At 49.8% G+C, this 14,848-nt stretch carries 12 protein-coding genes; 8 read left to right on the top strand and 4 right to left on the bottom strand.

Going from position 1 to position 14,848, the window contains the following annotated elements; genetic code table 11:
• Positions 1 to 106 precede the first annotated feature (106 nt).
• From AC6B99_RS05520 to AC6B99_RS05505, 4 genes are all read right to left on the bottom strand, one after another.
• Positions 107 to 2,035 (bottom strand): S-layer homology domain-containing protein, encoded by a 1,929-nt coding sequence (locus tag AC6B99_RS05520; protein WP_496662941.1) that lies wholly within the window; start codon positions 2,033 to 2,035, stop codon positions 107 to 109.
• 72 nt (positions 2,036 to 2,107) lie between these two features.
• Positions 2,108 to 3,442 carry an Ig-like domain-containing protein gene (locus AC6B99_RS05515; protein WP_496662940.1) on the bottom strand — a complete coding sequence of 445 codons (1,335 nt, stop codon included), beginning with the start codon at positions 3,440 to 3,442 and terminating at the stop codon, positions 2,108 to 2,110.
• Between the two features lie 202 nt (positions 3,443 to 3,644).
• On the bottom strand, positions 3,645 to 4,400 hold the full coding sequence (locus AC6B99_RS05510) for an exodeoxyribonuclease III (RefSeq protein ID WP_496662939.1): 756 nt from the start codon (positions 4,398 to 4,400) through the stop codon (positions 3,645 to 3,647).
• 57 nt (positions 4,401 to 4,457) lie between these two features.
• Positions 4,458 to 5,255 (bottom strand): metallophosphoesterase, encoded by a 798-nt coding sequence (locus AC6B99_RS05505; protein ID WP_494881847.1) that lies wholly within the window; start codon positions 5,253 to 5,255, stop codon positions 4,458 to 4,460.
• 169 nt (positions 5,256 to 5,424) lie between these two features.
• Between AC6B99_RS05505 and AC6B99_RS05500 the strand changes: the two genes are divergently transcribed.
• The 8 genes from AC6B99_RS05500 to AC6B99_RS05465 all read left to right on the top strand — a co-directional run bounded on the left by AC6B99_RS05500 (position 5,425) and on the right by AC6B99_RS05465 (position 14,847).
• Positions 5,425 to 6,237: an undecaprenyl-diphosphate phosphatase gene (locus AC6B99_RS05500; protein WP_496662938.1), complete on the top strand. Its 813-nt coding sequence runs from the start codon at positions 5,425 to 5,427 to the stop codon at positions 6,235 to 6,237.
• 605 nt (positions 6,238 to 6,842) lie between these two features.
• Complete coding sequence (locus tag AC6B99_RS05495; protein ID WP_494862592.1) at positions 6,843 to 7,859, top strand: oligopeptide/dipeptide ABC transporter ATP-binding protein; 1,017 nt, start codon at positions 6,843 to 6,845, stop codon at positions 7,857 to 7,859.
• The gene (locus AC6B99_RS05490; RefSeq protein ID WP_056033583.1) at positions 7,846 to 8,784 is read left to right on the top strand and encodes an ABC transporter ATP-binding protein; all 939 of its coding nucleotides are present in this window, start codon (positions 7,846 to 7,848) and stop codon (positions 8,782 to 8,784) included. Before AC6B99_RS05495 ends, AC6B99_RS05490 begins: the two co-directional genes overlap by 14 nt.
• A 2-nt stretch (positions 8,785 to 8,786) precedes the next feature.
• Positions 8,787 to 9,749: an oligopeptide ABC transporter permease gene (gene opp4B / locus AC6B99_RS05485; protein ID WP_496662937.1), complete on the top strand. Its 963-nt coding sequence runs from the start codon at positions 8,787 to 8,789 to the stop codon at positions 9,747 to 9,749.
• Between the two features lie 21 nt (positions 9,750 to 9,770).
• Positions 9,771 to 10,661 (top strand): ABC transporter permease, encoded by an 891-nt coding sequence (locus AC6B99_RS05480; RefSeq protein ID WP_056033588.1) that lies wholly within the window; start codon positions 9,771 to 9,773, stop codon positions 10,659 to 10,661.
• A gap of 20 nt (positions 10,662 to 10,681) precedes the next feature.
• Entirely contained in the window at positions 10,682 to 12,526 is a 1,845-nt protein-coding gene (locus AC6B99_RS05475; protein WP_496662936.1) for an oligopeptide ABC transporter substrate-binding protein, read from the top strand.
• 325 nt (positions 12,527 to 12,851) lie between these two features.
• The gene (locus AC6B99_RS05470; protein WP_496662935.1) at positions 12,852 to 13,370 is read left to right on the top strand and encodes a DinB family protein; all 519 of its coding nucleotides are present in this window, start codon (positions 12,852 to 12,854) and stop codon (positions 13,368 to 13,370) included.
• Between the two features lie 31 nt (positions 13,371 to 13,401).
• Complete coding sequence (locus tag AC6B99_RS05465; RefSeq protein ID WP_056033597.1) at positions 13,402 to 14,847, top strand: DEAD/DEAH box helicase; 1,446 nt, start codon at positions 13,402 to 13,404, stop codon at positions 14,845 to 14,847.
• Position 14,848 lies beyond the last annotated feature (1 nt).

Genomic DNA, 14,848 nt, shown 5'->3' with positions numbered 1-14,848 from the left:
GTCTCCTTTATTCCGAATAGCTTGTCTAATTCAAGCAGCTGAGTTTGAAAAGCTGTAAGATTCCAAGCTCAGAATCTTACAGCTTTATAACAAGCTTGCTAGCAACTTAGCCGTTAATCAGGCCAGCCTTGACGAGCAGGCGCTTCACAATAGCAGCCGTTTCGGCACGGGTCACGTTGGAATCTGGGTTCAGGGAACCGTCAGCTCCCTGCACAATGCCGTTTTTCAAAGCGCTGGCAACAGCGGCTTTCGCATATCCCGACACCGAGGAGCTGTCCTCGTAAACAGCCAGCAGGCTGTCGATTTCAGCAGCATCGCTGACGGTTGGCAAAGTTGTAATCGCAAGAGCGCGGTTTAAAATAATCATCGCTTCTTCACGGGTAATCAAACCGTTTGGACGGAAGGTTCCGTCCGAATAGCCGCTGATCAGCTTGTTTGCTACAGCAAGCTTCACTTCATTTTCATACCAGCTGCCTGCCTTTACATCGGAGAAGGAAACCGAAGTGCTGCCGGAAGCCTTGTGAATACCAAGTGCGCGCAGCAGGGTTGCTGTAAACTCAGCGCGTGTAATGGAAGCATTCGGTGCGAACTCCGTGCTCGATACGCCCTTCATGATCAGGCGGGAGCCGAGATCGTTGACGTCATTTTTGCTCCAGTGATTTTCAACATCCTTGAACGAAGCAGGCGCATAGACGACCGCATAGCTGCTGTTCGTCAAGCTGTTGATGTTTGCAAAATACGTGCTGCCCGTTACGGAAATATAGGTTGGCACATGACGCAGCGTACCATCTTCGCCAAGCACGACGCCCGTTGTCATCTTCGAGCCGCCTGCGCCGGCAGGCAGAGCGATCGAGCGTTCTACATAATGATTAAATTGGCCAATGCTGATGTTTTGTCCATTGTACTGCGCAATGACTTCAAAGTTTACCGGAGCGCCAACGACGCTTACGCCTTGCTTGGACGCTTGGCTTTGTACAGTATTGATGGTTGCATTGTCTGCTGCGGTAATAGAGATGATGATTTTAATATCGGACAGCTTCACCGTTGTACCGACCTGTGCGGAAATCGCATCAATGTTGATGTCGCTCGCAGGCAAGGTGTAGGTTGCTGCTGGCGTCTCGATTTTAACGGTTGCGCCGCGTTTCTCCAGCTCCTTCACCAGTTGGCCGTTCAAGCCTCCGTTGACGACAGCGACTGTGCTGTCTTGAATCGGAAGCACGAGCTCTTTAATGCCTGCTGTGTCGATTTGCTTAAGAACCTTGTCATTGTCTACGTCCAGCTGTACCGTTTTGCGGCCGTTCTGCACAGAGGTTTGAGCCGTTGCATATTGCTGCTCCTTGCCGTCGATGTATACAATAACCGGAGTTGTTGTAGTTGTCGGAGCTGGCGTGCTTGTAGCAGGAGTCGTAGTGGAACCTCCGCCTGAAGAGCCTGAACCTGAACCTGAACCAGATCCTGAGTTGGCCTTCGAAATGACGATTTCTCCGCCATCAACGGTAGAAGGCGTCGTATACGATGGGCTGCGGTAGAACGCCCATTTCTCAGCGTTCGTCGTATCTACAGTCAGGTGATACGTTCCTGTCGTTTCGCTGCTGAGCGATTTAACCTCAATAGCGAACAGTTGGACAGGATCGTTAATGCGCGAGTCTCCGCCCGTAGAGTCTATCCAGATGGCGCGTGCCCAGCCCGCCGTATTGTCAAAGTTGGACTGAAAATAGCCAGTAGCTGATGGAGCGCCGTTTTCTGGCGCCACTTCACCATGTGTAGGCGTAATGCTGACGATGCTTAACACGGTAGGATCGAAGTCGATTTGCATATTGTAAGCGCCGACGCCGTCTCCTGGATCTGTGAGCATGACGGGCACGGTTGCTGATTGTCCGGCTGTCACATTGGTATTCGTAATCGTAACCTTAGTAGGGGCGTCTGATGCAGCATGTGCGGCAGAAGGGACAAAAAAAGCTGGCAATACGAGCAGGCAGCTCAGCATGAGCAGCAGAAAGCGTTTAGCAGGAGCTTGTCTCAAGAATGGTTGCATAATAACCTCCATGAAAGTAAGTAGATGGATGAAACTTGATTATTTGTTGAAAAATCAATGGCTAATGCAGAGTTAGCTCGGGTAGTTGGTAGTGAATTCCCATTCTCCTTGATCGAAGCCTGCATAATCATTACCGTTTGCATCTTTAAAGGCACCATGATCAATGAAAAGAACAAAGTGCGTACCGTATGACAGTTTTCCAGCTAGGTGTTTAATAGTGACGGTTTTCCCAACAACCTCAATATTGTAATCATCATTGGCAAGATAGTCTAATACAAAGCTGTCTATTCCAGAATGATAAAAACGAATGTGCTTACCAGGAACAGCCGTAACCTCTCTATCAAAAGTGAAGACAATATCAGCATTTCTATCGACATTTACACTGTAATTTTCGGGTGTAAGGCTAACAATGATAGGAGTAGCACTCAATACGATAGAATCGGGCTTCAATAGGACAGTTTCGCCCGTCAGCAGATCGCCGGATTCGGCAACTGGCGTCACTTCTGCGAAAACATAATAATTGAGATCGGTTTGCTGAAGAGTATAGCTGTTCGACGTTGCGCCTATGATTTCCGTACGGTCCGAGCCATCTGCTTGCAGGCCGCGGAACCATTTAAAGCGGCTATTGCCTTCGAAGTCATTTTCAGGATCAAAATAACTGTATTCCGCGGTCACCGTTTGGCCTGGTGCCCATGTATCCGCGCTTAAAGAGCCGTTATATATAGCTGGAGCATCGTCAATGGCGCTTAAGGTGACGATATATTTTTTAGACGAGTCTAGAACGGTTTTGCCAGTGTAGAGGTCCATTAAGGCGGAAGCGTCCGCTGCCGTTACGGATCTGTCGCGGTCGATATCATATAAATTGAAGTCTCCGGGAGTAAGGGTGGAATTTCTATTGAGCTCCCGAAAGATGTGAAAGGCATCCGCTGACGTAATCATGCCGTCTTTATTCGTATCGGCGAAGAGGTCTACCGTCACGCGAAAGTGTTCGGTCAGCTTTTCATTTTCAGAGGTAACGCCTTCAACCCTGATTTCAGTCGTTCCCGGGCCGAATATTTCCATCTCAAAGTTGGGCAAATAAGCGTTCGCAGACGCGACGCTTGTATCGCTGGAAGTAGCAGTTAACATCGTTATGACGGTTGATGGGGGGAAGAGCTTCTGTGAATCCAATGAGAAGTAGCTGCCATAAACGTTAATGGTTGATCCCATTCCCGCATTCGCATTGGAATCATTTTTAACCCAGTGCAGATCATTGTTTACTACAGGAAGAAAGTAGTTCGAAGGTTCTGGAATTGCATATGCCGGAGCAGATAGTGACAAGGTGGTTCCCAATACTGCAGCACAAACAAAAAGAGTGGGGCCCTTTTTCAGGGATAATGCGGTCATTTTGCGCCAATTATCGTTCATTTGTCCGAGTCTCCTTGTTACGAATAGTAAGATGCTTAGCTTCATTTTACTTTTTAGGGCTGAACCGATTCTGAACGGATGTGTCTAATTGAAAAGAATGAAGTAGCAAAACGTCGAATAATGTTGAAATAAAAAAGAAAAACACAAAAAAACCGTCAATATCTGCAAGCAGAATTTGACGGCTCAAACTATTATTTCTTCATTAAAGGTCAATGCTTAGCAGTACCGGACAATGATCGCTACCCAAAATAGCGGAATCAATAGCCGCATCCTTCAGCAGCGGAGCTAGTCGCTCTGAGATCAGAAAATAGTCAATCCGCCAGCCGACGTTCCGTTCGCGAACCTTGGGCATGTAGGACCACCATGTATAGGCATCGGTACGGTCTGGGTAGAGGTGGCGAAAGCTGTCGATAAAACCGGCCGCCAGCAGCTCGGTCATTTTGCCGCGTTCTTCCGGGGTAAAGCCGGAATTGCCGTGGTTGGCTTTGGCGTTTTTGAGATCGATTTCCTGATGGGCGACGTTGAGATCGCCGCAGACAATGACGGGCTTCACCGCATCAAGCTGCTGCAAATAAGTGCGGAAGCGATCCTCCCATTCCAGTCGATAGTCCAGCCGCAGCAAATCGCGCTTGGCATTAGGCGTATATACATTAACTAAATAGAAGCCTTCAAATTCCAGCGTCAAAATGCGGCCTTCCGGCTCTTCGTTTTCTTCAATGCCGTAGCGGACGGAAAGCGGCGGTTTTTTCGTAAACACAGCCGTACCGGAATAGCCCTTCTTCACGGCATAGTTCCAGTAGTCCGAATACGCCTCGCCAAGCTCCAGCGAAATTTGCCCCTCCTGAAGCTTCGTCTCCTGCAGGCAGAAAATATCCGCGTCCATCTCGGCAAAATAATCATTAAACCCTTTATTCACACAGGCTCTCAGCCCGTTAACATTCCATGAAACCAGCTTCAATGCGAAACCTCTCCTCTGTTGGCGTATATATAAGAATAGCTAAAAGCAGTGCTTCAACTAAGCGGGCAGCAGGATGAAAACCTTGCCATCCGCATTCAAAATCTGGCTTCCATTGCTAAGCGTGGCATAGGGAAGCTCCCAGTGCGAATGCCCGCAAAAAACGAGCGTCTCTGGCAGTTGTTCAAGCGCAGCGCGAATGGCGCTGTTCCCCTCAAGTCCAAGTGCCGGCTCATCCGGTCCCTGATGCAAAAGCAAAGCGTGGGGCTGCTTCATAATAAGCTTGCGAAGCCACTTCACATAATCGTGCTGGGACATGCGATTAGGCTTGTCCGCTCGTCCGATAATGCCGCCTAGACCGGCAAGGCGGAGTCCTAATATTTCGGTCAAAGCTGGCAGGTCCATGAGATGCATGCAATCGCTAGCGGCGAGCATATTCATATGCGCAGACTCCATTATATCATGGTTGCCGGGTACACCTGCGACCCAGCCGAATGTTTCACCGAAAGCGAGCCAGACGGGAAGGGGGTTGCCGCTGCTGCCCCTTTTGCCAGCATCTCCATATAAATCGCCGCACAACAGAGCGACCATACGCTGTAGGGAAAGATGGGGAAATTCAATCGCCATTAATAGCGCTAAATATTCGGGCAGCAGCTCGCCCAGCTGAACCTCGCATCCATCATCGATGGCAACGCCCTGCAAATCGGAGGTGACTATCAGGGCATCTATACGCTCTGGCAGTCCAGATACAAAGCCCTGATAGACGGGCAGCAGCGCAGGGAAGGTCCCGCCGCCAGCCGCCGCTGTTTGATAGGGAAAGCTTTCAATAGGCTCGGGAAGTATTCGCTCGATTTTCATAGTCGTTGAGGCTGCCCCCTTTTGCAACTAAAAATGACTCATGCCGTTTCATTGGAAATTAGGGTCAATATACCATGATTGCGAGTAGCGGGCAACTTAGGAGATTTGATCATTTTTACTAGGGTGCGTTATGATAGGGGAGGTAAATACAAGCAAAAAAGGAGACGGTATGGACAATTTCGTATTATGGCTGAAGTATTTGATTCTCGGTATTATTCAGGGCTTTACAGAGCCTATCCCTGTATCATCAAGCGGACATTTAATTATTGCCCAGCAGTTGCTCGGCGTTGAACAGCGAGGGCTGGCATTTGAAATTTTAACGAACACGGCATCGCTGATTGCGATTGGCTACATTTTTCGCCAGGATATTAATCGGCTAGTTGTTAACACTATCAAATATATGAGAACACGGGACAAGGCTTACAAAAGCGACTTCCTGTTCGCTGTGTATGTCGTCATTGGGACGGTGCCTGCCGTCATTATCGGGCTGCTGTTCAAGGATCAAATTGAGTCTTATTTCTCCTCTGTCCGTACGGTGGCGATATCGCTGCTCGTAACGGGTGTGGCGCTCTGGCTTATCCGCAATTTGCGAGGACGCAAGCGGGATGGCGACCTGACGTTCAAGGACGCTTTAATTGTAGGCTTGGCGCAGGCGGTCGCGCTCATTCCCGGTATTAGCCGCTCCGGCTCAACGGTCATTACTTCGATTGCTGTCGGCATGAAGCAGGAGACGGCGCTGCGGTTTTCATTTATGCTGTACATACCGATTAGCTTGGGCGGCTTGGTGCTGGGCATCTCGGATATCGCGAATGATCCTAACCGTACTTCGCTGATGATTCCTTATCTCATTGCCTTTATCGCGACCTTAATCGTGACCTATTTCTCTATGCGCTGGTTCATGAACATTATGGCGCGCGGCAATTTGAAATATTTCTCCTATTATTGCTTTGTCGCCGGTATCCTGCTGCTCATTTTTCTCTAGGCTCTGCCTGGAGTGAGAGATAGGCAAACAAGGTGCAGAATGAACAAAATAGAATTTTAGCAGGCTGGCATCCCGAGGTGGATGCCAGCCTTTTTCTGTGCGGGCTGAGCGGGCTTGCTGCATTTATGCATGTTTGCGAATAAAGATCAGGAAGCCGTAATTGATAAAATATGATCTTTTCAGCTAAATTTACAACTTTTTCCTGTCGTCGCGAAGTGGAATTTCGTTATTTCTTTATGAAAAACGCACAATATCTAAATTCAGGAAGAATTATAATTAAAAAATATATTGAATTAATTATATAATTAATTTATAGGTGTGAATATTTATTTAAGGGTTTAAATAAATATTATCCCCTCTAATATGTTAATACTTGACTAACTTTTTCTCGTAAACCGAACTAGATGTTAAAAAAAGAGAGAAAGATAAATAAAAAGTATTGTAACTCTATTCTTAATGATATAAAATGTGACATAGATTGAGTCCCATGATGTCACATTCGAACAGCTAGATTCGCCTGATAATGCCGAGCTAAGCCCGTCATTATTTTCAGAATTATCAATTTAATTAACGCTCGAAATTATAATTCGTTAGGGTGATTAAATGTGAGTGAGGAATTGCTGAGAATGGAGCATTTAACGACGTCCTTTCGGATCGCTGACCGCTATTATGCAGCAGTGGATGACGTTACGTTAACGGTCAGAAAAAATGAAATTTTAGCGATTGTTGGCGAATCCGGCTCGGGGAAAAGCGCATTGGCCTTTTCGATTATGGGTCTCCATACGCGGGCGAAAATCGAAGGGCATATTTATTATAAGGGGCAGGACTTGGCTCATCTGCCTCCAAGCAAATTAAACAAGCTGCGGGGCAAGGAGATGGGCATGATTTTTCAGGACCCGCTGTCTGCCCTCAATCCGCTCATGATTGTTGGCAGCCAGATTGAGGAGGCTTTGCTGCTCCATAACGACAAGCTGACGGCGGAGCAGCGCAAGGCGAAGGTGCTGGAATTGCTTGATAAGGTAGGCATTCCCCGCCCTGAGCACACGTATCAGCAATATCCGCATGAGTTGTCCGGCGGAATGAGGCAGCGCGTCGTCATTGCGATTGCGATTGCCAATGAGCCGAAGCTGCTCATTGCCGATGAGCCGACGACGGCGCTTGATGTGACGATCCAGCTGCAAATTTTGGAGCTGATCCGCAAGCTGAAGAGTGATATTGGCGCAGGCATTATCCTCATCACCCATGATCTTGGAGTTGTGGCGGAAATGGCGGATCGCGTAGCCGTTATGTATGCGGGACAGATCGTGGAAATCGCCGATATTTATACGCTCATTTCAAATGCGCAGCATCCCTATACGAAGTCGCTGCTCAGCTCGATCCCGGCGGCCAGTGCTGAGAAGTCTCGGCTGCATGTCATTCAGGGCATTGTGCCCTCCTTGCAGAAGCTGCCCCGCGAGGGCTGCCGCTTCCGCTCCCGCATTCCATGGATGGAGGAGGCGGCACATGAGGCGGAGCCTGCGATGCACGAAGTAAGTCCCGGTCATTTCGTCCGCTGCACCTGCTATCGGACTTTTTATTTTCCTAAAGTGGACGGGAAGGGGGCTGACTATGGCGCTTCTTGATATTAAGGATTTAAAGGTGCATTTTCCGATTCGCGGCGGCTTATTCGGCAGAACGGTTGGCGAGGTCAAAGCGGTAGATGGCGTAAGCTTGTCCATTGAGCAGGGCAGCACCTACGGTCTCGTTGGCGAGTCCGGCTCGGGCAAGACGACGACGGGGCGGGCGGTTATCGGCCTGAATGCGATTACGTCCGGCAGCGTCATATTCGAAGGCAAGGACTTGAACGAAGGCGGCAAGCGCGGCTTGCTGAATGCCCGCCGCGATATTCAAATGATTTTTCAAGATCCGTATTCCTCGCTTAACCCGAAGAAGCGCGTCATCGACATTGTGGCGGAGCCGCTGCGCAACTTCGAGCGGCTGTCTGAGCAGGAGGAGAAGCGGCGCGTGCGCGAGCTGCTGGAGCAAGTGGGCTTAAGCGCAGAGACGATCTACAAATATCCGCATGAGTTTTCCGGCGGCCAGCGGCAGCGGATCGGCATCGCCAGGGCGATTGCCTTAAAGCCGAAGCTGATCATTGCCGACGAGCCCGTATCGGCGCTGGACGTATCCGTACAGGCGCAGGTGCTTAATTTTATGCAGGACATCCAGAAGCAATTAAACCTCACGTACTTGTTTATCAGCCATGACCTTGGCATTATCCGGCATATGTGCGATCACATCGGCATTATGTACAAGGGCAGACATGTTGAGCAAGGCACAACCTCAGATATTTTTCATAACCCTCAGCATATTTACACCAAGAGGCTCCTTGCAGCCATTCCTGATATCGACCCTACACAAAGAGAGAAACAGCGACAGTTTAGAGCAGAGGTAAAAGCCGAATATGATCAAGCCTACAGAGACTATTTCGACGAAGAGGGCCTGGCCTATTCATTAAGGCCGATCTCAAGCACGCATCTAGTAGCTCTGCCTGGGAAAGGTGGATAGCGATGTGGAAAACGATTGTTCGCCGTATATTCATTATGATTCCGCAATTATTTTTACTTAGCATTCTCGTTTTTTTGCTCGCTAAAGCGATGCCCGGCGATGCGCTCACAGGCCTTGTTGATCCGAGCCTTGATCCTGCGGCGCTGGAAGCGCAGCGCGAGCGGCTTGGTCTGAACGATCCGTGGCATGTGCAGTACTGGAACTGGATGGTCCATGCGCTCCAGGGCGACTTTGGACAATCGTTCCGCTTCAAAATGCCCGTGTCCGAGCTCATTGGCCAGCGCATTTTCAATACGATCTGGCTGTCGGTCGCGACGCTGATTTTGACTTATCTAATCGCGATTCCGCTTGGTATTACCAGCGGCCGCTACAACGATACTTGGGCGGACCGCCTCATTACGGGCTATACCTATTTGGGCTTTGCTGCGCCGCTGTTTATTTTTGGCTTGGTTATGCTGTGGCTGTTCGGCTTCCACTTTGACTGGTTCCCTACAGGCGGCAGCGTTAAGCCGGGAGTAGAGCCTGGCACAGCTGCTTATGTATTTAGCAAAATTTATCATTTGCTGCTCCCGGCTCTATCGATGGCGCTGATTACGACCGTGACGACGGTGCAGCTGCTGCGCAGCGAAATTATTGATACGAAGCAGCGCGATTTTATTTTGACCGCAAGGGCTAAGGGGGCTTCGGAGTCCCGCGTCTACAACCGCCATATTTTGCGCAACTCGCTGCTGCCGATTGCCGCCTTTTTCGGCTATGAGATTACGGGCTTGATCGGCGGCACTGTATTTATCGAGAGCATCTTCAGCTATCCCGGCATGGGCCAGCTGTTTCTAAGCTCCATCTCCTTGCGGGATTTCAGCGTCGTGACGGCGCTGGTGCTGCTGTATGGGCTCGCATCGATTTTGGGAGCTTTAATTTCGGATTTGATTTTGAGCATCGTCGATCCCCGGATTCGGATCAAATAAGCGCGTTGGGAGGCTTAAACTATGAGCAAGCTTGCAACCGCCGAGGCGGACCGAAGCCCCTCCGGCTGGAAAATCATCTGGCGGGAAATTGTCCGCGACAAGGTGGCGTTTGCTTCCTTTCTTTTTCTAGGACTCGTTATCGTCTTTGTGTACGGCATTTCACTTGTGCTGGATCAGAAGCAGATCGTAACCGTCGATTTGTTCTCGCTGTACAAGCCGCCTTCCGCCGATTTTTGGCTGGGGACGGACTATGGCGGGCGGGATGTATTCGGGCAGCTGATTATCGGCACGCGCAACTCCTTGTCCATCGGCATTATTGTGACGCTGATGACGGGGATTATCGGCATCCTGATTGGGCTGCTGTCAGGTTATTTTGGCGGCAGCGTGGACAATGTGTTTATGCGCTTCGTCGATTTCTTTATGATTTTGCCGACACTCATGATCGTGATTGCGTTCGTGACCGCTGTGCCCAAATACAGCATTGTTTCGTTTTCGCTCATTATGACGGCATTTCTGTGGATGGGCATTGCCCGGCTGATTCGGTCGAAGGCTCTGCAGGAGCGGGAGCTGGATTACATTCAAGCGTCCAGAACGCTCGGTTCCTCCCATTTGAAAATCATGTTTACGCAGCTGCTGCCAAATCTCAGCTCCATCATTATTGTGACGATGACGCTGAATCTGGCAGCGAACATCGGTCTTGAATCCGGCCTTTCCTTTCTTGGCTTTGGCTTTCCTGAAAGTACGCCGAGCCTCGGTACCTTAGTCAGCTATGCGAGAAACCCGCAAACCCTGGAGAGCAGATGGTGGATCTGGTTACCCGCGTCAGTGCTGATCTTGGTATTGATGTTGAGTATAAATAATGTTGGTCAAGCGCTAAAGCGTGCGACGGACGCAAGGCAAAGAAAAGGTTAATAAAAGGAGGAGATGGTGTAATGGGAAAGGGTAAGGGGACAAAGTATGTATTCGTTTCGCTGATGCTTGTGCTCGCGCTAATGCTGGGGGCATGTACATCAAATGGCGGAAGTGGGGCAGCCGAGAGCGCAAGTCCTGGAGCGAGCGCCGATCCTGCGGCTAGTGCAAGTGCAGCACCAGCTGAAGATGACGGTCTTTATTCCATTGAGGATTTTAACAAGGTGAAAATTAATGAAGGAACGGCGCTGAAGGGCGGCTCCGTCACTTACGGCTTGGTGTCCGATACGCCATTTGAAGGTACGCTGAACTACAATTTCTATTCGGGCAACCCGGATGCGATGGTTTTGCAGTGGTTCGATGAAGGGCTGCTGACTTGGGATGCCAACTACGTCTATACGAATGACGGCGCGGCAACCTATGAGGTTTCCGAGGATGGGCGCACGTTCACCTTCACCATTCGCGACAATGTCAATTGGCAGGATGGCAAGCCGGTGACGGCGGAGGATTGGTTGTTTGCGCATGAAGTAATCGGAAATAAAGCCTATGATGGCCCGCGTTACGATTCCAATTTTACGAATATCGAAGGCATGACGGAGTTTCATGATGGCAAGGCAAAGACAATTTCCGGCATTAAGGTGCTGAGTGAAAAACAATTGCAAATTACGTACATTCAATCCACCCCGTCCCTGTTAACGGGCGGTGTATGGAATTATCCGCTGGCGAAGCATATTTTTGGCGATATGGATGTAGCGAAAATTTCCGCGTCCAAGGAAGTGCGCGAGAAGCCGATCGGCTTCGGACCTTTTAAAGTGAAATCAATTGTACCAGGCGAGTCGGTTGTATTTGAGAAAAATACCGATTACTGGCGCGGGGAGCCCGCTCTTGATGAGGTTGTGCTGAAGGTTATCAACCAGACGACGGTTGTGCAGCAGCTTGAGAGCGGCGGCGTTGATCTCGTCGATTCCTTCCCGGTTGACCAATATCCGGACAATGCGGGCATGTCGAACGTCGAATTCCTCGGCACGATCGATCGCGCGTATACGTATGTCGGCTTTAAGCTTGGTACATGGGATAAAGAAGCAAAAGTCGTTAAGCCGAATGACAAGGCGAAAATGGGCGATGTGAATTTGCGCAAGGCGATGTGGCAGGCAGTGGACAATGATGCGGTCGGCAAAAAGTTCTATCACGGCCTGCGCTGGAATGCGACGACACTTATTCCGCCGTCCCACCCCGAGTTCCATGACTCCACCAACAAAGGCGTAACCTATGATCCGGAAGCGGCGAAAAAGCTGCTGGACGACGCGGGCTACAAATTAAACGGCGAATTCCGCACCAATCCAGATGGCAGCGAGCTGGTCATCAACTTTATTTCGATGACAGGCGGAGATATTGCTGAGCCGCTGGCCCGTTATTATGTGCAATCATGGGCGGCAATCGGCCTTAATGTCAACCTGGAAATGGTCGAGTTCAATTCCTTCTATGACCGTGTAGGCAACAATGGCGACGACGATCCTGCGGTTGATGTTTACCAGGCGGCGTGGTCTGTTGGCATCGATGTAGACCCAGCTGGTCTATATGGCAAAGATGCGATTTATAACTTCCCGCGTTTTGAGACGGAGGAGAATAGCAGGCTGCTTGCCGAGGGCGTCTCGGAGAAAGCCTTTGATGTAGAGGTACGCAAAGGCATTTATAAAGAATGGCAGCAGTATATGGTCGATCAGGTTCCGGTATTCCCGACTCTATACCGCTCCGAGCTTGTTCCGGTGAATAAGCGCATTATGAACTATGCAATCGGCGATGGCACCGGCATTTATTTGTATCAGCTGGCTGTATCGCAAGATAAACCGTTTGTAGCAGCGAAATAGCGTATAATAGAGCTTAGAGACTGTGACGAAATAAAGTACCGCTAATTTATTGACAAAACTCCCAAAACCGTGGAGATTTTGTCAACAAAAGCGGGTACTAAATTCCTCGCAGCTCCTTAGAGTAGCAAACAAGATAATCGGCGGGCCTCAGTTGCCCACCCGTTAGACAAGGGCTGTTCACTAGGGCGGAGGACTTCGCCTTGGGGAACAGCCCGCTTTGCGGTTGCAGCGGGTAGGACGCGGCTGCGCTCTTTTCAAACGGGGGCGGGAATGCTACAATCTCTGAAACTATAGCTTTGAAAATGGGGAAAGGCAGGAAACGATTATGAGCAATCGACCTTCTAGAAATGACTTTAATCCTTACTATGAAACGTATATTGAAAAAGTGCCGGAAGGCAGCATTAAGGATGTGCTACTTGAGGCGCAGCAGGCGACAAGCGAGCTGCTGGCAAGCATTCCGGAGGAGCGCGGCAGTTTTAAATACGCAGAAGGCAAATGGAGCATTAAGGAAGTTATTGGCCATATTAATGATACCGAGCGCGTGATGAGTTATCGCCTGCTGCGGATTTCACGGGGCGATTCGACGCCGCTGCCTGGTTTTGAGCAGGATGTGTTTGTAGCGGGTGCGCGGTTTAATGAGTATACGATCGAGGAGCTTGCTGAAGAGTATCGGGCGATTAGGCAATCGACGCTTAAGCTGATCGACAAGCTTTCCGATGAGGAGCTTTCACGTCGCGGCAACGCAAGCGATTCCGAGGTAACGGCATTGGCGCTGGCCTACATTATCGCCGGTCACGAGCTGCACCATTTGAACGTATTGAAAGAACGATATTTAATTGACTAGCTAATATAACAGTCACCAAAGGAGCTCTATGATGAGTGAAGCAAGCTTTAAGGATTATCAATTAAGTGAAGACATTACCCGGGCGCTGGACAGCTTAGGCTACAAGCAGCCGACCATTGTACAACGCGAAGTCATTCCGATTGCGCTGAGCAAGCGCGATCTTACGGTCAAGTCGCATACCGGAAGCGGCAAGACGGCGGCCTATGGCATTCCCATTTGCGAAATGGTGGATTGGGACGAAAATCGCCCGCAGGCGCTCATTCTAACACCGACACGCGAGCTTGCTGATCAAGTAACCGAGGACATCACCAATATAGGCCGTTACAAAAGAATTAAAGCGACGGCGATTTATGGCAAGCAGCCCTTTGCCCCGCAGCGCATGCAGCTAACACAAAAGAACCATGTGGTTGTTGGTACGCCTGGCCGCATTATGGATCATATCGAAAAAGATACGATCGATCTGGAGAAGCTGCGCTTCCTCGTCATTGACGAGGCGGACGAAATGCTGAGCATGGGCTTCATCGAGCAGCTGGAAATGATTATTCAGGAGCTGCCGAAGGATCGGGTGACGCTGCTATTTTCCGCTACGCTGCCGAAGGATGTAGAGCGGCTGTGCCATCGCTATATGAATGATCCGGTGGATATTGCGATTAAAGCTGAGGGCGCCGCGAAAGCCGAAATCGATCATTCGTTGTATATCGTGCGGGATAACCGCAAGCTGCAATTGCTGCAGGACGTGACGGTGATGGAAAACCCGGACAGCTGCATCATTTTTTGCCGGACGCAGGTGAATGTCGATGAGGTGCATCATGAGCTGACCCAGCTCGGTTATCCGATTGGCAAAATTCATGGCGGCATGGAACAGGATGATCGCAATCGCGTAATGGGCGAATACCGCAGAGGCGAGTTCCGTTATTTGGTGGCGACTGATGTAGCGGCGCGAGGCATTGATATTGATCGGATTACCCATGTGATCAACTACGATTTTCCGATGGAGAAGGAAAGCTTTGTCCACCGCGCAGGCCGAACTGGACGAGCAGGCAACAAAGGCAAGGCGATCTCGTTCGTGACGCCAAATGAGGATTCTTTTCTCGCTAATGTTGAGGCGTACATCGGGTTTAAAATCCGGCAGGCGGAAGCTCCGCCTGAAGATGTCGTGGACAGCCGCAGGGAAAGCTTTGAGCTGAAGCTGAAAGCAAGTCCAGAATTGAAGCAGGACAAGAAGTCACAGCTCAGCGCAGACATCCTCAAGCTTCATTTCAACGGAGGCAAGAAAAATAAGCTCAGAGCGGTTGATTTCGTCGGCACCATTGCGAAAATCGAGGGCATGACGGCCGTAGATATCGGCATCATTACCATTGAGGACAATAAGACGTATGTGGAAATTTTGAATGGCAAAGGCAGCCTCGTGCTGCAAGCGATGAAAAACACGACGGTTAAAGGCAAGCTGCTTAAAGTACAGCCTGCTCGGAAATAAC

This window comes from Paenibacillus liaoningensis (assembly GCF_059609455.1).
The sequence above is the reverse complement of the archived record's forward strand: the minus strand, read 5'-3'. Positions and strand labels throughout refer to the sequence as shown.